This is a genomic window from Runella sp. R5_40, from assembly GCF_057652295.1.
The window spans coordinates 91,068-114,652 of record NZ_JBYFCH010000018.1; the positions used below are offsets into that span (position 1 = coordinate 91,068).

Sequence of the window (23,585 nt, forward strand, 5' to 3'; positions counted from 1 at the left end):
ATTTTTCACCATTATGCAATTTTCATTCAAAAACTATGATACCGAAAAGTTCTATGATGAGATGTTTACCCCCGATGGCAAAGTACGCCCTGGGTACGAAGCATTTAAGCAACGTGTAGAGCAACTCAACAATACAGAACTCGCTAACCGTCAGCACACTGCGGAGCGCGCACTGATGTCGATGGGAATTACTTTTAACGTGTATTCGGAAGGTGAAGGAACTGAGCGAATTATGCCTTTGGACATTATTCCAAGGGTGGTAACGGGCGACGAGTGGAACCGCATGGAGAAGGGACTTATCCAACGCATTACGGCGCTCAATCTTTTCATTGACGATATTTACAACGATCAAAAGATTTTAAAAGATGGCGTTGTTCCCCGCGATTTAATCGAGACGTCTAAGTGCTATCTGGAAGCCTGCAAAGGCTTAAAACCACCCAAAGGCATTTGGTGCCACATCACAGGAACCGACCTTATCCGTGGCGATGATGGTCAGTTTATGGTACTCGAAGACAACCTTCGCTGCCCGTCGGGGGTTTCGTACATGCTCGAAAACCGCGAACTTTCTAAGCAGATTTTCCCCGAAGTGCTCGCTCGCACGGGGGTTCGTCCTGTGTCCGACTACCCTGCGCGGTTGTTTGAGATGTTGAAATTTATTGCCGACCGTCCCGATCCGAACATTGTGGTCCTTACGCCTGGAATTTATAACTCTGCGTATTTTGAGCACTCGTATTTGGCTCAACAAATGGGGGTTGAGCTCGTTGACGCCCGCGATTTAGTGGTTTCGGGTGGTTACGTTAAAATGCGCACGACGCGTGGTTTTGAAATCGTGGATGTCATTTACCGCCGCCTCGACGACACCTTCCTCGACCCGCAAGTGTTTAACCCGCACTCGTTGCTAGGCATTCCTGGCATTTTTGATGTCTATAAAAAAGGGAGAGTTGCCTTGGCCAATGCCCCTGGAACGGGCGTGGCCGACGACAAGGTAATTTATGCCTACGTGCCACGCATCATTAAGTATTACCTCGACCAAGAGGCAATCATTCCTAACGTGCGCACTTACATCTGTCGCGAAGACGATGACCTGAAATATGTGCTCGAAAACGTAGAAAATCTTGTTATTAAAGAAGCCAACGAAGCGGGTGGCTACGGGATGTTGATTGGGCCTAAAGCTACGAAAGAAGAACACGAGATTTTCCGCCAAAAAATCAAAGAAAATCCGCGTAATTACATTGCTCAGCCCGTGATTTCGCTTTCTCGCGTGCCTTGTTTCTTGGACGACCACGCCGAAGGCCGCCACGTTGACTTACGCCCTTATATTTTGTACGGCGATGGCATCAACGTTATCCCAGGTGGACTAACACGCGTTGCTTTGCGTAAAGGCTCCCTCGTCGTCAACTCTTCGCAAGGAGGAGGTGGCAAAGACACGTGGGTCACTTATTAGAATGTCGAATTTAGAGTGCAGAATGTCGAATACTAAAAACTCGACACTCTGCATTCTACACTCGACACTTTTATTTTTCTCCTATTTCGTATTTATCGGTGTACTTGCGGTATTGGCGTTTGTGGCGGTCGTCGAGGTCGATTTTGCGGCCACGAATGAACGCATGGTCAATGCCGTTGGAGCGCATATCCAAAATATCTCCTTTGCACACCACCAACGTGGCCAATTTTCCTTTTTCAATCGTGCCTACGACGTTGTCAATTCCCAACAATTTGGCAGGAGTTGATGTAATCATTTTTAAGGCTTCTTCCGACGAAATTCCGCCAAATCCTGCCGCCGTACCCGCCGTAAACGGAAGGTTACGCGTCCGCCAATAAGCTTCGCCATAACTCAAAGCTACTGTTACACCCGCTTTTTGAAGCAACGATGGCAAACGGTACGGCTGGTACACAGGCTCATCTTGGCGCGTAGGCAAACGGTGCGTTTCACCCAAAACAACGGCTACGTTATTTTCTTTCAAAAACTCCGCCACGCGCAAGGCATCTTCGGCTCCAATGATGATGATTTTCTTCACGCCATGTTGCTTAGCAAACTTCACTGACTCTACAATGTCTTTGCTATTATCGGCACGGATGTAGAGGTTTTGGCGCCCGTCAAAAAGACCACGCAACGACTCCAATTTAAGGTTGGTAATGGGTGGGTTTTTGATTTCGCTGTAAGCACGTGCATCCGAAAATAGCTGCGCCAACGAGTTAATCACTTCTTGGCGACGCGTATTGCGTTGAAGATTTACCGAAAAATCATCGAAATTAAACTCACGGGCAAAGAACGCAGGCCACGTTAGCCAAAGTCCATCGTCTTTTTTGAGCACGGCATCTTCCCAGTTCCAGCCGTCTAATTCCATCACCGACGAAGAACCTGAAAGCGTACCACCTTGGGGCGTCGCTTGGGTTAGTAGCAATCCATTGTTACGCAACGTAGGAATCACTTCTGAGTCGGTATTGTACGCAATCAATGCCCGCACATTCGGGGTAATGCTTCCCACTTCTTGGTTATCGACGGTAGCACGTACTGACGAAATTTCGACCAAACCTGTGGTGGCTCCCATCGCAATGAGACCTGGGTACAGGTGTTTGCCCGTCACGTCCACCACTTCGGTTTTTGATTTGTCAAACGTAGTACTTGCATCGCCAACGGCGGTCAATACCCCTTTGTCAAACACCACCACACCCTTTTCAATCACCGTCCCATTGCCCACGTGAACCGTGCCGCCCACTAGTGCCATCGGTTTGGCTTGGGGCTTGGCAGGAGCTGGATTCTGAGCGTTTGATGAAAGTGAAATAAGGCTAAAAAGTACAGGAGCAGAAGCCCCCAAAACCACCTCAGCCAAGCGCCTGAAGGTCGTTGTTTTTATTTTATTTATGGAAACAATCATGGAAATATCTTTTTAATTCATTCGTAAAAACCAACACAATGTAGCGGCTGGAAGCCTTTTAATAGTCGTCACTTGCCCAGAGGCAAGCGCCATCGACCATCGGCTATTTCCCTTCTTCTTCTCCTTCTGCCATAATGCCTTCAACGTCTTCGCAATGCCACATGCGCTGACGACGGAACGGTGGACGAACGGCCGTAGCACCGCCTGTTTTGGCAGAAATCATCTTCTGAATCAAACGCGCACGCTCTTGTTCTACTTCCCCACGGCGCTTGTCGTCGCCATCAGTCGAATAACAAATCGCACCTTCTACAATTGTGTAGTCGGGACGAGCGTAAATCGAAAGCGGGTGATTGTTCCACAACACCAAATCAGCGTCTTTTCCTACTTTGATACTTCCTGTGCGCTTGTCGAGGCGTAAGATTTTAGCGGGGTTAATTGTCACCATTTTGAGGGCTTCCGTTTCGGCAATGCCACCGTATTCAACGGCTTTGGCCGCTTCTTGGTTGAGGCGGCGCGCCATTTCGGCGTCGTCAGAGTTGATACTGGTCAATACGCCTACTTTCGCCAAAATCGCGGCATTGTACGGAATCGCGTCTTTTACCTCCATTTTGTACGCCCACCAGTCGGCAAACGACGAACCAGCGACACCGTGTTTTTTCATTTTGTCGGCCACTTTGTATCCTTCCAAAATGTGTGTAAATGTGTTGATTTTGAATCCTAACGAATCGGCTACTTTAATCAACATGTTGATTTCTGACTGTACGTACGAGTGGCACGTAATGAAGCGCTTGCCGTTCAAGATTTCGGCCAATGTTTCCAATTCAATATCACGACGTGGGGCTGGAACGCCAATTTTGTTTTTCATCGAATTGTACGCATCCCATGAGCGGTCATACTCACGCGCACGAATAAAATGGTCGTAAAAGACTTGTTCTACCCCCATACGGGTTTGAGGATAACGAATGGTCGCATTGGGGCTATTGGATTGTTTTACGTTTTCACCCAACGCAAACTTGATGTATTGCGCTTCAGGAACAAGCATTTCGTTGACGTTGCTTCCCCATTTGAGTTTGACAACGGCCGACTGCCCACCGATGGAATTGGCCGAACCGTGCAACAACTGTGACATCGTTACGCCTCCCGCCAACTGACGGTAAATGTTAATATCATCAGGGTTAACGACATCGCTCATGCGCACTTCTGCCGAACTTGATTGTCCACCTTCGTTGACCGACGCGAGGGCAATGTGCGAGTGTTCGTCGATGATACCTGGTGTAAGGTGCTTGCCTGTTCCGTCAATCACGCGGGCTGTAGCTGCCGAAAGGTTTTTACCCACTTTGGTAATTTTTCCATTTTCGACCAACACGTCGGTATTTGTCAACACGCCTGCCTCTTCACTGGTCCAAACCGTCGCGTTTTTCACCAAAATTGTTTCAGACTTTGGTTTTTCGGTGTTTCCAAACCCAACAAATGGGTAAAGCGGTTTGCCGACATTCGGTACTGGGCGTTGGGTAGAATCGCGGCGTGTTTCAGGCGCTTTGAAAGCTTCTTGGAACGTAGCGGCCCATTTAATAGCTTCTCCTTTGGCATTTTCACCACTTCCTTTCAACGTGGTTCCTTCCAAATAACCCGTCAAACGAGTGGTTGCATTCGGCGTACGGCGGTCGGGCTGGAAGTTAATAGAAATGACGTCGTTGAGGAACGTCACTTTGGGCGTAATCTTTACTGTATCGCGCAACACTACTTGGTAGTCGGGCTTATCGGGCTTGCCAGTAATGACGAGCTTGCCTTTTTCGTCGTTCAGGTTCAGTTGATATGTACCACGAATATCCGTTTGGCTCAGTGAATTAATAACGTATTTTTTGCCGCGAATCCAGTTTTCGTACAGAATATTATCCGCGCTAAAAATACTGCCCGACGTAATGATAAAGTTCGCCCACGTACCTGTTTTGAGGCTTCCGATTTTGTCGCTGCATTGGAGCAATTGGGCAGGAATCGTTGTGAGAGCTTCGAGGGCTTTGGTTTCGCTCAAGCCGTGTTCGATGGCTTTGCGGAGGTTTGGCCAAAATTCGGTTTTGGTTTTTAACAATGCCGACGTCAGCACAAAGTTCACACCTGCTTTTTCGAGGGTAGCGGCGTTGGCAGGAGCCATTTCCCAGTGCTTCATTTCGGCAAGGCTTACGTTGTCGGCATCCCATGCGTCTTCTACATCAAAAGCCGATGGGTAGTTAATCGGAACAATAATGGAGCCACCTGCGGCTTTGATTTCATCAACGCGCTGGTATTCATCGCCTGAGCCTCTAAAGATGTATTGCGTTTTAAATTCATCGCCGAGTTTATCCGCCCGCAACAGACTCCATTTGTCCGTCGCTTCAAATATCGTTGGCAATGATGTATGTTTGTTAAATGCCTCCAATGAGAGGTTAAACTCAACGTTTTTGCCGCTGTTTTTGTACCACTCCGCATCGTAATAAGTCTGGCGGAGAAGGGCCATCGAGCCCATGGGCGAGTTGGGATACTGCTGGGTAGAAGTCCCTTTACTAAACGACAAGTGAAAAGATGCAGGATGGCGAAGTACCGTAGAGTTCTCACTTTCTGAGGACAAACTCACCAACGCCCCCGTTCCGCGAACAATCCCGTCGTGGTGGTGGGTCAGTACCGCGCCAAAACCCAACTTACGAAGTTCGTCGGCTTTGGTGGTATTAAGGGTAAAAATCTTACCCGCTTCGGCATCGGCGTTGACGGCTTGGTTCCAGCCATACGCCCCTTTTTTATTGGACTCAATTTGCGGAGAAAATCCACGACCACCGCGCTGTCCACGCGCGATTTCGGGCATTCCGTAATCCGACTCCATGTCGATAAGCGCAGGATAAATCCGACGGCCTTTTAGGTCAGTAACCACCGTCCCCGAAGGAATTTGAACGTCTTTGGCAGCTGCCACGACAATCCCATTTTTAATGAGCAAGGTCGCATTTTCTACAACCGTGCGGGCATCGACATAAATGGTCGCGTTGGTAAAAGCGTACATTTCTGGCCGCTCGTCATAGACCCCGTTGCGGGGGAAAGTGGGCGTTTGCGCCCTTACGGCCGAAGTTACCGCTAGTGTGATGAGAAGTGTAATGATTTTTTTCATGCAAAAAAAACGGAGTAAATGTGAGTATTCTAACCCAAATCTACTCCGTTCGTTGCGAAAGCCCAAACCCCACTTGGGCTTATTTACTCGTCCTCAGGCGATTTTGCGACCAAGAGGGGTTTTTACGAGTTTTATTTTGTAATTATCTTGACCAATGTACCCTGCTGCACTTGGTCATTGGCTTGTAGTTGGTTCAAAATTCCCAAGTCTTCCAACTTATTATCGGGCATTCCAAAGCTTTTCATTACGTCTTTGAATGAAGCCGTGCGCGCTACCGTTTTGATACGAATGCGGTCAGGTTTACGGTTAAGTTTATCGGGGTCGTTGAGGTTACGGAAATTCTCCCCAACATTACGGAACGTAGGAAAATTAGTCGCAAACGTAGGTGCATAACTCATGCCGTGCATCGCCAAAATCATGCCGTTATACTCGTACAAGTAAGTTGCCACCTGCACAACCGTGTTCGGGTCTTGGGCTTGTTGCGGCGCCGTTTGTCCTCCTTGCTGCTGCTGTTGTTGCTGCTGGATTTGTGAAACCATCACCACTGTAGGAATTCCATTGATGGTTGTTTTTTTGTTTTCCAACACCTTGAAATTATAGTTTTTGACCACGTTTTGGGCCGCCTCGTCCAAGGTCTTACCTTCAGCAACGGTCAGCATCATCATCGACTTGCCATCTTTGGCCGCCATTTGGAACTGCACAGGTGAGTTTTCGTATTGCCAATCACGCGGAACGGGGAATTGGAATTTTAATTCTGGATGATAAAAATTCCAATTTTCTACAAAGCCCTGTTTTGGATCGTCTCCAAAAACAATTCCGTCAATCATACGCAAGTAGCGCTCTCTTTCCACCAAATACTGCCCTGGGTTTGATTTCTGATATTCTTCGGCCATTTGGCGCACATTCGTAAAGCGATCACCTGGATCGGGGTGCGTTGACATAAAGGTAGGAATCGCTTGGCCGCTTTTATCAGAAATACGCTTGATGGTTCCGAAAAACTGCGCCATTTCGCGGGCATCGTAGCCTACTTTGCTCGAATAACCCACCCCAATTTTGTCAGACTCGGACTCGTGCGCACGGCTGTAGCTCAACAACACCATTTGTAACCCTTGCATGGCTTGGTCGCCCATCTGACGTACTTTATCTGACAACACCATTCCTGCCATTAAGCCGACGGTACCAAGTACCTGCGATGTTTGTTGACGAGCTGAGTGACGAGCCGTAATGTGACCAATCTCGTGCCCCAAGACACCCATAAATTCGGCTTCATTATTGAAATGCGCCATGATACCTCTGGTAAAATAGACATACCCGCCTGGAACAGCAAAGGCATTTACCACTGGCGAGTCAACGATGTGAAACTGGTAAGGCAAATCAGGGCGGTGCGAAATAGCTGCCATCGACTTCCCTTTTTCATTGATGAAGTTTTGTAGCTTCGCATCTTCATACAGACCCATTGTAGCCACTATCGAAGGGTGCGACTGTGCCCCAAGCGCAATTTCTTGGTCTTGGGACATAAAGATGATTTCTTTTTTACCTGTAACGGGGTTTCGGGAACAACTTTGTAAGCCCAAAGCCACCGCAGTTGCAAAGTATAACCACAAATGCGAGGTCTTTCTCATAGATAACAGGAATAAGTTAAAATATACAAACTATATAATTGACACAAATTTCCAAAAAAGTAACCATTAAGTCACTATAAAATCCGCATCCAAATGGAATTCAAACCTACCAAAGACTTACCAAAAAAATACCAATCGACATTTTTATCCTTTTTAGGGTTATTATTGGGAGTTGTGGGGATTCCGCATTCTATTTTTGGGCAAAAAATTCCCCAATATACAGGCTACGCATTGGTATGGTCTGACGAGTTTTCCAACGACGGTGCGCCCAACCCACAAAACTGGGCTTTTGAAAAAGGATTTGTGCGCAACCACGAGTTGCAATGGTATCAGCCCGACAATGCGTACGTCAAAAAAGGAAAGCTTATCATTGAAGGCCGACGCGAACAAAAACCCAACCCAACGTACAGCACTCAAAGCCAAGATTGGCGCAAACAGCGTGCCAACATCGACTATACTGCCGCTAGTTTAAAAACCCAAGGGTTGCACAGTTGGCAATATGGCCGCTTCGAAATGCGGGCAAAGATAGATACGCAAGCGGGAATTTGGCCTGCGTTTTGGACGCTAGGCGTGGAAGGCGAATGGCCACGCAACGGCGAAATCGACATCATGGAGTTTTACCGAGGCATGTTACTAGCCAACGTCGCGTGGGGAAGTGAAACCCGTTTCAAAGCGATTTGGCGCGACCTAAAGAAACCGATTGAAACCTTCCAAGACCCACGTTGGCGTAAGAAATTTCACGTATGGCGCATGGATTGGGACGAAAAAGCCATTCGGCTTTACGTGGATGGCGAATTGCTGAATTTTGTGGAGCTTCAATATACGATTAACCAAGACGGCACGCAGAAAAACCCCTTTATGCAGCCTCACTATTTGTTGCTTAACCTCGCCATTGGCGGCGATAATGGGGGCGACCCTTCGTCAAGTAAATTTCCATCTAAATACATCATCGACTACGTACGCGTGTATCAGAAATAAACGTTGCTATGAAATCACTCTTCTTGCCCGTGTTTTTCCTCCTTTCGTGGAAAGCATTTGCCCAAAATCCCGAAAAAATCGTCCAGCAGCAATTGGACGCTTACAACCGCCAAGACCTCAAAGCGTTTGTGGAAACCTACAGCGATACCGTTGAGATTTACAGTTTTCCAAACGCTAAACCGCGCGTTTTGACCAAAAAAGACCTAGAAAATGATTACGGGAGTCTTTTCAAAAAGTTCCCCCAAAACTTCGCTGCCTTGCATGGGCGAATCATTCAGGGCAACTACGTCATTGACAAAGAATACATTACGGGACGGGGGCAAGAGTTTTCGGCCACGGCCATTTATTTGGTGGAGAAGGGCTTGATACGCAAAGTTTGGTTTTTACGGTAAGAAACATTGCCCCCAAACGGTGATTTGGGGGCAGCATGGTTTTGCGTCTCTGACGCACCTTATAATTCCGTACGAATCAGCGAAACTTCAGCTACTTGTAAGCCCCGTTCGGCCTCTTTGCAGTTCCACTGAAACACCACTTCGCCGTTTTTAATGGCCTGGGCAGGTACTTCAAACTCGTATTCGGGTTGTTCGCCCAGCTTGATATAATCGTGGATGAGGCTACCGTCGGAAGTCATCATGCGTACATTCGACTTAAACCTACCGCTGTACACCACTTTTACTTTGTACTTCACTCCCTTTTCCAATTGGTCGTACTTGATTTTCAGAACATTATCGTACAACACTTCGATTTGGCTCGTCCATGCCCTCGGCACGGCTGGTACAGGGGTGCTCATTCTTGGGAAGCTATCAAAGTACTCTTTGGGTAAGTTCATGCCATAACCTATCCGCGACGATTGGAGGCTTTCGGGGTCGTTGTTCCAGTTGTATTTGGTAGGCACTACCCGCGCACGGCTCGTTGGGTTCATAAAATGGTCGTAGATACCACCTTTGCCTGGGTAGGTGCGACTGAGCAAACGCGCCAATGCCTGTTGCCCCTGCGTGTTGTCCATTTTTTCCACTTTTTTCAGCTCGCGCAGTAGCCACGGTGCATCGTTGAGCGGATAATCGAGGTTATCAATAAAATTGCCCCGACCTGGCATAGCGCCGTGTTTGGTCACCGTCAGCTGCGCCCCAATGCTCCGATGCAACGAATCGGCCAAAGCCAAGCACCGTTCTCGTAACAAAACACCAACGGGCTCATTCCACGCTTTGCTCAACACGTTTATGGCTTTTTGGGCTTTGGCTTGGACATTGCCTTCTCCCGACTTCAGAATTTCGTAGGCTTGGTGCTCCAGCTGGGTTTCGTAAATGCTTCTTTCCCGAACGTAGGCATCAAAATACGCCCGAATCAATCCCATCTGAAAACGGGGATTGGACAGAAGCGTTTTTGAGGCCGACTGCTCCATTTTTTGCCACCTCAGTAGCGTTCGTTCGATTTGATTGGCGGCCAATACAGGCCCTTTGATGTTGGTTTCTAATTCTGATATGCCCAACGCCCCGTCCATGGCTAAGTCTGCCCCAAAAAACAAACGGCTATAGTCTTTTAAGGTCTCTCTGACGTCCGTTTTGGGGTCCCAATCTTGGTCGCTCCAGATAAATTTGTTCACATCGTCGTTGGTTCCTTCGGAATAACTGATGCTTCCAATGCAGTACGGAGCGACGATGTTGTGGAAAAACTTCTGGTCTTTGGGGCGAGGATTCACCGCTTCACGGCCAAGCGTAACCGCCCAAGCAGGATCCCAGTCAGGTTCGGGGTATTGCGCGGCGATGGAGTGCGTAATGTCTGGATAGTTCCGAATCGGAATCGACGGCTTGACAATTTTACGAATTTGGTCAATCGGCACTTTTACCCAAGGCCCATAGACAATGCCACCCAACCAAGGATAGCCTTTGTTGACATGCCGAAAAAAAGCCTCAAACCACGCTTTGGTGGGTTTAAACGACTGGGGCGAAATCCAAATTTTTGCTTTGGGATGGTATTTGTTCAACAGCAACGCCATTTTATCCATCCACTCAAAAAGCTCGTCGGGTTCGAGTTCGCCTGGGTCGCCGCCTGGCACAAAAACAGCGTCTATTTTTGAAACAGCTTTAAAGACTATTTCACGGGCGGCCAACTCATTTTTTACTTTTTCAGGCGTGGTAAAATCTTTCCCAATGTTGGGATACCACATCCAAACGTCCAGCCCGTAGCGTTGGCAAATCCGCGCTTGTTCTTTGACCATGTCCAACGTCGCCAATTTCATGTGGCGGCTGGTTGGCTCGTCGTCGGTGCCTGGTGGGAGGATTTCGATGCTATTAGCCCCAAAAAGTGCCAATTCGCGAATGTACTGGTCATACTGCGCCACGGTGAAGGCATCGTACGAGTTGGTTTTGGGACGATAGCCCAATTGATGTCCTCGAACGAGGTATTTGGGACTGGTAGAAAGTCGCAACTCGGCAGGAAAACGAATGTGTCCTTGGGTGATTTCGGCCTTGCGGAGCAAACGCCCCACGCCGTACAAGACGCCTCGTACGTCTTTTCCCGCAATCACAATTGCTTTTTTATCCGCCAAGGCCACCATCCGAAAGCCTTCTTGGGTAGGTTCCGCCAATCGAAGCAGGTCGGTTCGTAGCGTCGAGGGTAATTCCGTGAGGTTTTTATCCAGTACCAAATAAATGCTGGCATTGGTCGTTTCTGACAAATTGGGAGAAACACTGGGTGTAATTCCCGAACGCTTTGCGATTTCTTCCTGCAAAACGTTGACAATTTCTTTGAAATCAGCCGCATCAGCAGAACGATGATGAATACTGGCTTGGGTCAGGTCTATCCACGATTGGGCATGGCCGACGTGAAAAACAACAATAAAGAGGAGTGCGGTTAAAATAGATTTCATTGGTGCGTTATTTCAGAATCAGATTTTCCAAGTACAAAAAGAATCTTCCCGAAAGTATGAACTTTCGGGAAGGCTTTAAGTAGAGAAACTCTAATTTTTCAAAGTCAAATAGTGCCAAAAACTACCTAATTCCAAGGTTTGCTTGTTCCTTGAATGAGCCACATTTTGGCGTATGGGTGGTCTTTGCTTTGTCCTGATGGGATATAGTTGGTGCTTCCTAAGCGCTCAACGGCGGAGTTGTAATTTGTCAAATAAGACGGGTCTTGGTTGGGAGACGGATACATGTATCGAATCGGCAAAGCTTTGCCAAACTGCGCTACATCGCCCGCCTTCAACGCAGGAAAGCCCGTTCGTCTCCAGTCAAACCACGACTCAATACCAAACCAAGAGGAAAGCCATTTTTGCTCCATAATTCGCTCCAGCTTGTTGGAAGCCGACGCATAACTAACCAACGGCTGTGCGTAGTATTTTTCATAGTCATAACTCGCCGTAAATACCCCTGCTTTGTCCATGGAAGCCCGAATGGCTTTTTTATAGTGGCCTTCGGCATCGGTCGCCCCAAAACTTCCCGCCAAAGCTGCTTCGGCCAGAATAAACTCCACCTCGCTGTACGTTATGATGTTCATTGGAACATACGTATCCGTGTTTTTACGGTAGCGTTCGTGCAAGAAAGAAATGTAGGGATTGCGTTCGTTGTTGTAAGCCGTCGCGTCATTGCCTTTGTTGTAAGCGACAGCTTGCGTAATGGCCAACCCCACTGGCAAACCTACATACAAGGACGTATCCACATTGGTAGCCGTTGTGGGCACATACACCACCGAATAGCTTTCACCGTAGCTATTTTTGACCGTTACGGTTGTTTCTTTGGTGACTTTGGTATCCCATTTTCGCTGCACAGGTTGTATCCAACGTTGAAGACGCGGATCATTTAGGGCGATTAACTTATTAACAAATGGCTGTCCAGGCTTTAGCAAAAAGTTGGGATTGGGCGAATTGAGCGGCCCACCTGGGGCTGAATTATCGGCACTTGCACCGACAAACGCCATCGAGGCATCATCGCTATTGCTCGTAAAAGCATCGGCAGACGCTTCCGTAAATTCTGTTTGAATATTTACGCCCAAGGCACTCATTTCCGAACGTTTGTCGGACAAGCGCAAGGCGTAACGCAAACGGAGCGAATTGGCCAATTTCCGCCATTTTTTTCCGTCTCCTTTGTACAAAATATCGGACGTCGGGTTGACGGCATCTTTGCTTTCGAGGCTGTTGAGTAAGGTCACGGCTTGTTTCAAATCGGTCATAATGCCTTTATACACGACGGCCTGCTCATCGTATTTTGGAAAAAATAGACCAGAAGATGCCTTGAGCGACTCCGTGTAAGGTATATCGCCGTACAAATCGGTTAATAAGCCAAACACAGCCGACCGCATCGTAAGGGCAATGGCCTGAAAAAAGCGGTTATTTTCTTTGATGCCTTTGTCGTAAATCAACTGATTATTACGCAAAATCTCATAATAACCGTTCCACGACTCTTGCGTCCAAGCGTATTGGTTGATTACCGCCGCTCCTTCGTTGGTTCCTGCCTGCATGTATTGCATCGCTGCCCCAATTTTAGACCCGTCTCTGCCTAAGCTAAAGAAAGTTTTGCCCGTATTAGACAGCACATAGGTCATAATGTAGTTGGAAGAAACATCTTCTGGACTGTTGGGATTTTTGTCGATTTCGGTCAAATCTTGGCACGAAAACAGCAAACCACCTACGGTTAAAGCGGCAATCCCTTTTTTTATGTTTGTGAATTTCATCGCTACCCAATTTTAAAAGTCAACATTCAATTTGAAACCTACTGAGCCAGTGATTGGCATCACGTTGTAATATTCAACCCCCTGCGACCAGCTGGTACCCGTAGGACGGAAGGCGCGCTCAGGATCCAAGCCCTTGATTCCGTGACGGGTCCACATGTACAGGTTGTTCCCAACAATCGACAAAGAGGCATTTTGAACTTTGAAACGGCTCACAAAGCTTTTTGGCAAAAAGTACGTAACCGAAATTTCTCTCAGCTTGACGTACGTGGCACTGTACAAATTGCGGTCAGGGAAAGGACGATTGGCGTAGCGGTACGCACTGAATGGATCAATCCATTTACTGCCCGCTCCGCCCAAATTTTCCACATAAACGGTATTTCCTGCGGCATCTTTGGTAGCAAGAACCCCAGGATTCAGGCTGGCATCTTGCAGGCGTTTTGCAGCTTCGGTGCTTCCTTCAGGCCACGCAAAACCTCCATAAGCGGCGTTTCTTCCTCCAACCCAATTGCCGAGATACATGTCTGGATTGGCTTTGATTTGTTCGGCAAGGCTACGCGATGGGTCATACGACACGCCTGACAAGGTTTCGTCAAGCATTCCGTTGTTTCCAAGAAACATCATGGTATTGGAATAAAACTGTCCTCCTTGGCGCCAGTCGATATTGGCAAAAATGCTCAAGTTTTTGTAGCGAATCGTCGGCTGAATCCCCATGAGGAAATTATGGTTAAAGTTGCCGATTTTCATCAAGTTGTTGGGGTCGTTATCGGTTTGGTAAAGCCCGCCGCTGGTCACAATCGGATAATTATAATAAGGCGACGCTTTATCTTTTACCCTCAACATTGGCGCCATATAAATATCGCCCACTTGCCCTCCTTCGTAGGTACGAACCTCCGCGCCGCTGTACGATGTAAACGAGAAATACTTGATTCCTTCGGCCAGTTTACGAATGTAGGTGCGGTTGCGAGTCAAGGTAAAATTCATGTCCCACGTAAAGTCTTTGGTTTTGATTGGGGTTGTGACTATCCCAATCTCAAAGCCCTGACTTTCCACCAATCCCGCATTGATTTGCTTGTTGCTCGCTCCTGATTCAATGGGGGTTACGATAGAAAGCACTTGGTTTCTGTTGCCGCGTTTGTAGTAAGTGGCTTCTAATCCAAGTCGGTTTTTGAAGAATTTAAAATCCACCCCAATCTCGTGCGAAGTCGAAATTTCGGGTTTCAAATCAGGGTTTCTGAGTACGCCCGCCATGTACATACGCTTGGCCGCTCCCCAGTCGAGCGCAGTACTGTACGTTTGTGAACGGCTGTATGGGTCAACGTCGTTACCGACTTGGGCAAAGCCCGCGCGTACTTTGGCAAAATCAACCCAAGATGGCATTTTGACTACTTCTGACAACAAGACACTCAACGACGCCGACGGATAGAAGTACGAATTGTTTCCTTTTTTGAGCGTACTCGTCCAGTCGTTTCGGGCGGTCAAATCCAAATAAACAAAATCCTTGAACCCAAGCGATGCCGACGCATACACGCCATAAAGCAGTTTTCGTGAAAAAGAACTCAGCGGATTGAACGTTCCAGGCGCACCGTTGGCAATGGTGTATAACCCTGGAATTACGAGTTCGGTTGTGGCATTGTACAACGACTGGTAGTATTGTTCCAAACGGTTGGCCCCCACCATCGCGTTGAGGCTCCAGCTGTTTTGAAAGCTCTTTTTATAATTGAGCATCAAATCCAAGTTCTGTTCTTTGCGGTAATCGTTGGAAATGGTATAACCACCTTTCAACGCTTCAAAATTGCTATACGCTTTTTTGGACTCAAAAATCTCGCTGTATGAATCCCGCGCGTATTTGCCCGTTAGGGTCAATTCATTGGTAAAATCATAATCCATTTGAATTTTAGCCACCGTACGGTCGCGGCTAAAACCCGTCAGGTTTTCATAGACCAAAAAGAAAGGGTTGTTTTGTTTGTCTTTGTATTTAAGTTGGGCAATTCCCTCTTGGCCTGGCAACCAATAGTTGCGCAAATCGTTGATATTCACCTGCGAACCCATTTCGTAAACACTTCTAACGGGGTCGTTGCGGCTGGCGTCAATCAATGGTCGGTTGTCTGAGCCCGACTGGGTTACATTCAAGCTTACCGACGTACGAAACTTATCTGTAATGTTATACGCAGAATTGAGGGCAATCGTCAAACGCGATAAATCGGTGTTTGGAATAATGCCCGAGTTGCTCATATTTCCTACCGATAGACGGAAATTTCCTTTTTCATAATTGCCATTCACCGACACGTTGTTGGTGTTGGTTACGCCCGTTTGAAAGAAATCGTTGAAGCGGTTTGGGTACGAAATCAAGGGAGCTTTTTGGCCGTTGCTGTTCCACAAAACCCAGTTTTCACCCGCATCCAAGGCAGCGCCCCAGCTTTCGTTTTCGGCTTCTTCCAGCACGTGCGCACCCGTTTTTCCTGAACCAAATTTGTTTTGAACGTGCACATATTCCAACGGCTTGTCCATCACTACGGAAGTGTTCAACGACACCCCAATGCCTTTTTTACCTCCTGTCCCCGATTTGGTCGTAATCAAAACCACGCCACTTCCTGCCCGAGAACCGTACAACGCCGCCGCACTAGGCCCTTTTAGGATCGAAATATTGGCAATATCGTTGGGGTTAATGTCCGAAATTGGATTTCCCATGTCGGCCCCCGCAAAGGAGTTGGTCATGCGGTTGGCAACGGGCACACCGTCAATCACAAACAAGGGTTGATTGTCGCTGTTCAGCGAGTTAGCGCCGCGAATCACCATACTCACCGACGAACCAACGGCACCACCCATTTGTGAAATCTGCACCCCCGCCACTTTTCCCGCCAAGGTGTTGAGCACGTTGTTTTGGGGCGTTTGGGTAAGGGCGGTGCTTTCTACATTCCCCACCGAATAGCCCAACGAGCGCTTTTCACGTTTAATACCCAAGGCCGTTACAACTGCCTCGTTCAACACGATAGCGCTTTCTTCTAACTCTACTTGAAGATTGGTTTTATCTCCCAACGCCACTTCTTTGGTTTGGTACCCGATAAACGAAAATACCAACACCGAGGTAGAAGCGGGGGCATCAATGCTAAACGAGCCATCACTTCCCGAAATTGTTCCCGTTTGGGTGCCTTTTATCACGACGTTGACGCCAGGCAAAGGTGCTCCATCCGACTTAGCCACCACCTTCCCCGCAATCACCTTCACCAATTTTCGGGCAGGTGCTAATGCCTGTACTTCCGAAACTTGAGGCGTGGAGGTGGTTGCGGGGGGCGTTACTCGCAAGGGTTCTTGTACAAACCCCGCCCATTTGGTCATGGGCGTCAGTAAGTACAGGTTTTTGTCGAGTTTTTCATAGCGTAGATTTAGTGTGGATGATATAAAATCTAGTTCTTTTTCAAGCGACCCAAACTGTTGCACACCATACTCAATGGTTTTGTTTTCAACGGTTCGTCGGTCATAAGAAAAGGAAACTTTGTATCTCGACTGAAGATCTTTCAAAGCGCTTTTGAGCGATTTGGTCGTTGTTGACTTTTGGTACTGACCCTGAACTGCAGCTACTTCGCGCGAGGCCAGTAATTGTCCCGATGCCTGAAAGGCAAAGCAGCAAAACAGTAGCCCCAGCGCCTGTTGCCGTGATTTCCGACGGTAGAAACTTTTCATATAGACAATGGTTTGATATTCTAAAAACCTAACAATCAATTGTTAATAGACTTACGCACTTGAATTCCGCCCTCCACACGAACCACCTGGCCTGGGTACGCTTTTTCCAAGGCATTGATGAGCACGGCGGGGTCGTCAGACGGAAAAGCTCCGTTGAACTCTCCAAGTTCGCTGCCTGGCTCTACTTGCACTTTCAGGCCAAAGCGCCCTTCTAACGTTTTTTGAATTTCGGACAACGTTGCATTTTCAAAAACCACTTTGCCCGACTGCCAAGCAGCATACGTTTGAACGTTGATTTCTGATTTTACCAAGCCACCTGAAGCCGTTGAATATTCCACCAAATCGCCTGGTTTCATCACTAATTTTTGGGCGTGGTTATTGGCCAATGACAATTCTACTTTGCCCGATTCGAGCGCCACTGACGTCGAGCTAGCGGCCTGTCGGACGTTGAAGCGTGTGCCCAATACCGCCACATCCACCTCGCCCGAATGCACCACAAATCCTCGGTGATTGGGCAGGTGGCTCACATCAAAAAATGCCTCTCCTTTGAGCCACACCTCTCGGTTTCCAGTAGCGTTTTGCTCCAAATTTTCTACTTTCAACTCAGCCCCTTTGTTCAGTTTTACCAGAGAGCCGTCGGCCAGTTTCAGTTCCATCATGTGCTCCGAAGCCACATATACGTTGTCGGCCTCTGCTTTGTTCAGGTACCAAACCAGCCCAAATGCCATCAAAACACTCGCTGCGACAGGCCACGCCCATCGAACAAATACACGCGACAGCGAACGCGTTACGGGCTTGGTTTCTTCCCAATCTTGTACCCTCGACATCAATCGCGCAGTCGCTTGCTCTATCTGCTGCTCATTGACCAGCCTCTCTTCTTCGTTTTGCATAAATTGCAACAAAGAAACGGCCTCGTCCACGCTCGCCTTGAGGGAAGGGTTTTCGGCCATTGACCTATTCCATTTGTCAACCGACACATCATCGGTTCGGAAATACCAAGCAAGAAAGGTCTCGTCGGTCAGCAATTGTTCTGGTTTCATATCAAGATTATTAACCCTTTCATGTACCAGTACCGCAAAGCATCACGGGATAATCATTTTTTTTCTTATTTTTTTTTTATTCTCAAAAAATTCAAATTGCTACATCATTAAATAGCCTACTTTTGCTTCACTTTTGTAATAGTGGTATATAAACACTTGGTTAGATGGATGAAACTCAATTGTGGAAGGGTTTTCTAAACGCCGACCAAAAAGCTTTTGAGGGACTTTTTAAGAAGTATTACAGGCCGTTATATCTGTATGGGTATAAAATTGTCCGTAATACACAGCTTTTGGACGACTGCATCCAAGACCTTTTTTTTGAGCTTTGGACGTCCAAAGAACGTCTGGGAGAAGTTACGTCGGTCAAGGGCTATCTCTTCAAAGCCCTGAAATTTAAGCTAACACGGGAGTTACGAAAAGAAAATCGCTTTGATGCCATTGAAGAAGAACCCAACGAGTGGTTTGAAATCAGCCACGAAAGTTGGTTAATAGAACAACAAACCGACCATGAACAAAAAGAAAGGCTCACGCATTTGATAAGCCAACTTACCAAACGGCAGCAAGAAGCCCTTTATCTTCGTTTTTTTAGCCAATTAAATTACGACGAAATCGCCGAAGTGATGAAGCTGACCTACCAAGCGGTCGTCAATTTGATTTACAAGTCCGTAAAGTTTCTGCGAGAACACCTTGTCCCCTTCTTAATTCTCTTGATACAGGCTTCGTTGGGGGTGTACGAATAAATGCAGGATATGGTAACATCTTTTTGAAACACATAGAAAACACTAGAATAAACACATATGTAAACATAGAGAGTCTTTTGTGTGCTATGTCAAAATTCTATGTCAACTATGTGTTTACATTTCCCTAGTTACCTACAAAATTTCGTCCCCCCTTCGTTGGAAATGTTTTAGGCTCCACTAGAAACGGGCAACCCCCTACTTCAGTTTATTCAACGTATAATAAATCGCGCGGTTCATTAGCAGCTTTCCATCGGTGGTTTTTAGCTCTCCCATTTTGAGGTCATAAACGTAGCCCGCTTTCAATTCGGCCAATTTGAAGGACACTTTTTTCCCGTCGGGCGATACCGTCACTTCCTTCACGGGGACATCGGCCACGTCGGTTTTGGGCGAGCCGTAGGGGCGGTGGTATTTGTAGTAATAACGCTGAAATTTATACAAACTCGGGTTGGCCGCTATCTTGGCATCTACGGGCAGCGAAAACGTAAGTTCAAACCCTTCTTTGGTGAGGTTCATCGCCATGATTTCCAGCGGAACTTTACCTTTCCAATGAATGCGCGAAAGCCCTTCGTCACCTACCCAACCGTGGTCGTTGTGACCAATCCACAAATCGCCATTTTTATCAAATACCAAGCGGTTATTTCCTTTCAATAGCCCCGTTCCGTCGCCAAAAGCCACGCAAGCCCCTTGCATTTGTCCACCCACTTCTTCCATCAACAAGCGCACCAAACGCGGATAATCCATTTCTCCAATGAATAGTTGCCCCGTAAAGGGTCCAAATTTCCCGCCCGTGTTGTCGAGCAAAGGCTGCGTCACCGAATGGGCGATTTCGGTATGTGGAAAAGCTATTGCTTCGCGGGTACGCATACTGTCAAGCTGTTCGACGGGCAACGAAAGTGGCTTAACGCGAGGAAAGTCTTTTTTCCAAATTAAGCTTGCTACGTGTCCGTAAAACTTGTCTTTTTCAACGTGATACAACGGACTTGTTCCACGCCAATCTCCCTGATTATCTGACACGTACAAACGACCTTTTGCATCAAATCCTAGCCCATTGGGCGAACGAAAACCTGAGGCATACGGCTCCAATTTTTGCGTTTTGACGTTGTATTTCATCACCCAACCACGGTACGGCACACACGAATACATCCGCCCATCGCGGCTCAGTGAGTCGTACGTTCCGCGAATTTCGGGACGAATCCCCGCGCCGTTGGAGGCGACGTTGAGGGCAATAAAATAGTTGCCGTCTTTGTCTTTGAGCGGGCCAAAAGCAAACTCGTGGTAATTGCCCGACATACCAAAATCGTCGGTCACGGTTTCATAGACATCCGCCACGCCGTCGTTGTTGGTGTCTTTGATGCGCGTCAGTTCGGGACGCTGCATCACCAAAATTTCCGTATTACTGATGGCTGCTACGCCCAACGGGTCGTGCAAACCTTCCGCAAATTTCTTCCAAACTTTGGTTTTGGGGTTGTAAGTCATCACTTCTCCCAAGTGAAAACACGCCACCAAACGCCCGTCGGGCATAAAATCCATTCCACCCGTCTCAGCCCGAAGTCCTTTAGGAAGTTTGATTTGCTCGGTTTCGTAATAATTGGTAATCGTGTCGCGCTGCGCAAACAACGGACTTATCATCAATTGAACCAAAAAATAGACAATCAAAAAGCGTTTGTGTGGTCCTCTACTTTTGGGTGAATTCATTGTTAATTTTATTCTTAATTGTATTCGTTTTACGTAATTTCTTTTTTGGTAACGTTTCGGTTGTAAGCAACCGAAAACACAATCCGTGCAAGCGGTTACTCATAACCGCGAACCGCTGCGAATTAAATTTCGTCGCAAGCTTTTCGGTTGTGAGCAACCGAAAACACGGCTGTTAATGCCCGTGATGCGCTCCGTGGGCAGCGGGGGGGGCCTGCATCGTCACGACGCATTTGGTCGTACCTTTAGGCAACGTCAACGTACCGTTTTGCCACTTTCCTACCGACGATTTGTAGGTAATACCATCCGTAGGCTGGGTCACCAAATACACGGTTTGGGTCGTAGGTTTGCTAAAAACAAACGTCCGCGATACCCCTTCGTCGTTGGGCAATGCCTTGAGCGTTTCGCGTACTTCTACCCCATCAATGGCGTATCGGAACGTCGGCAGGCGATTGGTCAGGGTATAACCTTTAAAATCAACTTCGGGTAACTTATCAGCTTTCCCTACGCGCAGTGGGTAGGTGACGTTGTCTTTAAAATAAATTGTTCCTTGGATTTTGCCCAAAGCATTTCCATTGCCTTTCCAGTGGTCGGTGTTATCGACAAAACCGCCGCGCCACGCATAACGCAAATAACACTTGCCCGCATCAAAACAGTAGGCATGAGACGCCGTCAAAGCCACCGCAATGGCCGCAGGACTACAGTCGGGCATGAACGTACGGTAAAGCAACGGATATTCTAGCGGGAAAGGGTGCGGCGAACTCGGAATCCGTTCCAGCGTTTGGCGCGAAGGTGGAATGTTGGGGTCGGTTGCAAGCAACGGTAACGGCTTGGTAGTGACGTACATCGCACCGTACATCACATAGCCGTGTCCTGGGTAGGTACACACGTACGGGTACACACCTTCGGTCGCAGGTGCAGTAAACGTGATGGTTTCGGTGGTATTAGGCACTAAGATTTTGCTCGCCACGAGTACTTCGGGCATGGGCGGGACATAATTGACTGCTTGGGCTTTGTCCCCCATTTTGATGACGGTTTCGACCACAGGTAGGCGTTTATCGGGTTGAGTAATCACCAGATTGTGCGCCATGTCGTCTTCGTTTTTAAACAAAATCTTAACTTTTTGATTGGGTTTGACGGCAAAACGCGCCAAATCAAATTGAAGTCCCGTGATGGCTTGCAGCGTAATGGTGGTGTCGGACTGCGCCCACGAACGGAAAGCGAACAAAACAACGAATAGTCGAAAAGCTACTTTATACATGATACTGACGTAATCGGAAAGGTCTCTTGTTATAAATACTGAAAAATAGGAAAATTTACTCCCCACTTGCACGCATTTCAAAAACAAAAACGCTGGAGTAAACAAATTGTTCTCAAAAGAACCTTGTTTTACTCCAGCGTTTTCAGGAATTCAACGCCATTTTTTAGAGGTGAATCCATTGGGATTCAAATCAACCCACAAAACGCTTCGTAACGTTGATGGCTTTGGCGCGGGTTTCTTCAATCAGCGGATGAATGGGCTGCGCTAACGCCTCTAAAACGTCGTCGATGGTATCTTTGAATAAGAGATTGACTGGCATCACAACTTTTTCTGATTCGCTGGTTTGCAACACGGCAATGGGTTTTACTTTGCCCGAAGCCGACAATTGACTAAAACGACGGCGGCCGTCCAAATAGCCTTCTTGGGTGGGTTCAAACACCACTTCTTCGGTCGTAATTTCGGCCAATTGAGCGGCAATTTTTTCGTCCAATGCCGCCAATAATTGGCGCAAATGCACCGTGTCTTTTCCAGTACGAATGCGTTCGCGCAACGACTGACGAATCAAGTACGTGATGGCGTGCGTAACGTCCAAACCAATTTCCGCCATTTGTTTAAAAATCAACGACGTTGGCGACATCCCAGGCAGGGTATTGGGGTCGTGGAGCAATACGCGTCCGTCGGGTGTTAAAAATCCGTCAATCCGTGCGACCGAATTCATGCCCATTTTTTCAAATACCAACGCAATGTTGTACTGAATCTTTTGGTTGTTTTCGAGCGACGTACGTACGGGAATAAATTTCCGAGTAACGTTTAGTTTGTATTTTGTCTTGAAGTCAAACGTCTGATTTTCTTCCAGTTTAGCAATCTCGGTAGGCGGCAACGCAATCACCGTACCATCGTTGTCCTGAATCACCCCGCACGAAAACTCTTGCCCTTTCACAAACTCCTCCAACAAGACTTGGTCTTCGGCGTTAGCGGATAAAAGAGTCCGTTTGGTTGTTTCGGGTTGACTGTTTCCCGTTGCCCAGTTTTCTAACTTTTCAATCAATTCGGTGGGGTGATAGATAAACTCACCCGTTTGTTCTATCACGACAGGGTAGCCGATGCTTTCGTCGAGATTGGCAATGCGCTGCGCAAATGCGTGTTTTTCCTCATTCGAGTAGCCTTTCCATTCGTCGGCGGTTATTTCTAAAGCAAAAAAGCACTGGTTCATGGCTTTCACAAAGTCATCGAGGCTATCTTCTTTAACAATCGACACCCCAATCGACGAGCCTTGATGAGGGGCTTTTACCACAATCGGCAAGCCCAACTCCGCTTTGGCTGCTTCAAATACCTCGGCGGCTTCCGTTCCACGCCATTGTTCCCAGCGAACCACCTGCATTTTTTTCTGCTGGCCATTGGCGCGGGCGATTTGCTCGTTTTGCAAAATTTTATCAATACTTACCGCCGACCCCAACAAGCCTGGCCCCATGTACGGGATTTTGTGCCACTCCAACAAACCTTGAATAGCACCGTCTTCGCAGTCGGGGCCGTGAAGGATGATAAAGGCAAAATCGAAATACGTTTTAAAGTTTTTCGGCTGAATTGGCGTTCCAATAGCGTGCATCAATGCCTCAATTTCCTGCGGAGCCAACTGCTGCTGCAACGACTCGATATACACTTCAAACCCACCGTCGCGAAACGCAGGCCCAGGATAAAATTCCCGAATCCCCGAATGATACAATTTTTCCTCGTCGGTCAGGATAAAATTACCGAGGCTGTCCACAAACACCAATACAGGGGTGAACAACGTTTTGTCGATGTTTTCGTAGGCAGTTTTACCACCCGCATAAGAGATTTCGCGCTCACGCGCTGGGCCGCCAAAAAAGATTCCGATACGCACGTTGTAATT

The 23,585-nt window shown here is 47.6% G+C and carries 14 protein-coding genes; 4 read left to right on the plus strand and 10 right to left on the minus strand.

What is annotated here, in order from left to right; translation table 11 throughout:
* Positions 1-13 precede the first annotated feature (13 nt).
* Positions 14-1,444: a circularly permuted type 2 ATP-grasp protein gene (locus tag AC23N5_RS23600; RefSeq protein ID WP_183971138.1), complete on the plus strand. Its 1,431-nt coding sequence runs from the start codon at positions 14-16 to the stop codon at positions 1,442-1,444.
* Between the two features lie 70 nt (positions 1,445-1,514).
* On the opposite strand, the gene AC23N5_RS23605 is transcribed toward AC23N5_RS23600, so the two are convergent.
* From AC23N5_RS23605 to AC23N5_RS23615, 3 genes are all read right to left on the minus strand, one after another.
* Positions 1,515-2,879 (minus strand): amidohydrolase family protein, encoded by a 1,365-nt coding sequence (locus tag AC23N5_RS23605; protein ID WP_487757505.1) that lies wholly within the window; start codon positions 2,877-2,879, stop codon positions 1,515-1,517.
* A 103-nt stretch (positions 2,880-2,982) separates the two neighbouring features.
* Positions 2,983-6,012: an amidohydrolase family protein gene (locus tag AC23N5_RS23610; protein ID WP_487757506.1), complete on the minus strand. Its 3,030-nt coding sequence runs from the start codon at positions 6,010-6,012 to the stop codon at positions 2,983-2,985.
* A 131-nt stretch (positions 6,013-6,143) separates the two neighbouring features.
* Positions 6,144-7,634, minus strand: coding sequence for a M48 family metalloprotease (locus AC23N5_RS23615; protein ID WP_487757507.1), 1,491 nt, complete (start codon positions 7,632-7,634; stop codon positions 6,144-6,146).
* Between the two features lie 93 nt (positions 7,635-7,727).
* On the opposite strand from AC23N5_RS23615, the gene AC23N5_RS23620 reads away from it, so the two are divergent.
* On the plus strand, positions 7,728-8,612 hold the full coding sequence (locus tag AC23N5_RS23620; protein ID WP_487757508.1) for a glycoside hydrolase family 16 protein: 885 nt from the start codon (positions 7,728-7,730) through the stop codon (positions 8,610-8,612).
* An 8-nt stretch (positions 8,613-8,620) separates the two neighbouring features.
* Positions 8,621-9,004 (plus strand): nuclear transport factor 2 family protein, encoded by a 384-nt coding sequence (locus AC23N5_RS23625; RefSeq protein ID WP_183971133.1) that lies wholly within the window; start codon positions 8,621-8,623, stop codon positions 9,002-9,004.
* 59 nt (positions 9,005-9,063) lie between these two features.
* Here AC23N5_RS23625 and AC23N5_RS23630 read toward each other — a convergent pair whose 3' ends face one another.
* The 4 genes from AC23N5_RS23630 to AC23N5_RS23645 form a co-directional block, all read right to left on the minus strand.
* A complete protein-coding gene (locus AC23N5_RS23630; RefSeq protein WP_487757509.1) occupies positions 9,064-11,481 on the minus strand; it encodes a hypothetical protein in 2,418 nt (805 codons plus the stop codon).
* 125 nt (positions 11,482-11,606) lie between these two features.
* A complete protein-coding gene (locus tag AC23N5_RS23635) occupies positions 11,607-13,280 on the minus strand; it encodes a SusD/RagB family nutrient-binding outer membrane lipoprotein (RefSeq protein WP_183971131.1) in 1,674 nt (557 codons plus the stop codon).
* A 12-nt stretch (positions 13,281-13,292) separates the two neighbouring features.
* A complete protein-coding gene (locus AC23N5_RS23640) occupies positions 13,293-16,961 on the minus strand; it encodes a SusC/RagA family TonB-linked outer membrane protein (RefSeq protein WP_487757510.1) in 3,669 nt (1,222 codons plus the stop codon).
* 35 nt (positions 16,962-16,996) lie between these two features.
* Positions 16,997-18,001, minus strand: a complete 1,005-nt coding sequence (locus AC23N5_RS23645) for a FecR family protein (protein WP_487757511.1) — start codon at positions 17,999-18,001, stop codon at positions 16,997-16,999.
* A 164-nt stretch (positions 18,002-18,165) separates the two neighbouring features.
* Between AC23N5_RS23645 and AC23N5_RS23650 the strand changes: the two genes are divergently transcribed.
* A complete protein-coding gene (locus AC23N5_RS23650; protein ID WP_487757512.1) occupies positions 18,166-18,741 on the plus strand; it encodes an RNA polymerase sigma factor in 576 nt (191 codons plus the stop codon).
* A 195-nt stretch (positions 18,742-18,936) separates the two neighbouring features.
* Here the strand turns inward: AC23N5_RS23650 and AC23N5_RS23655 are convergent, their stop codons facing one another.
* From AC23N5_RS23655 to AC23N5_RS23665, 3 genes are all read right to left on the minus strand, one after another.
* The gene (locus tag AC23N5_RS23655) at positions 18,937-20,436 is read right to left on the minus strand and encodes a DUF7133 domain-containing protein (protein ID WP_487757513.1); all 1,500 of its coding nucleotides are present in this window, start codon (positions 20,434-20,436) and stop codon (positions 18,937-18,939) included.
* A 172-nt stretch (positions 20,437-20,608) separates the two neighbouring features.
* Positions 20,609-21,694: a plastocyanin/azurin family copper-binding protein gene (locus tag AC23N5_RS23660; protein ID WP_487757514.1), complete on the minus strand. Its 1,086-nt coding sequence runs from the start codon at positions 21,692-21,694 to the stop codon at positions 20,609-20,611.
* Between the two features lie 190 nt (positions 21,695-21,884).
* On the minus strand, positions 21,885-23,576 hold the full coding sequence (locus tag AC23N5_RS23665) for a D-alanine--D-alanine ligase family protein (protein WP_487757515.1): 1,692 nt from the start codon (positions 23,574-23,576) through the stop codon (positions 21,885-21,887).
* Positions 23,577-23,585: the final 9 nt, after the last annotated feature.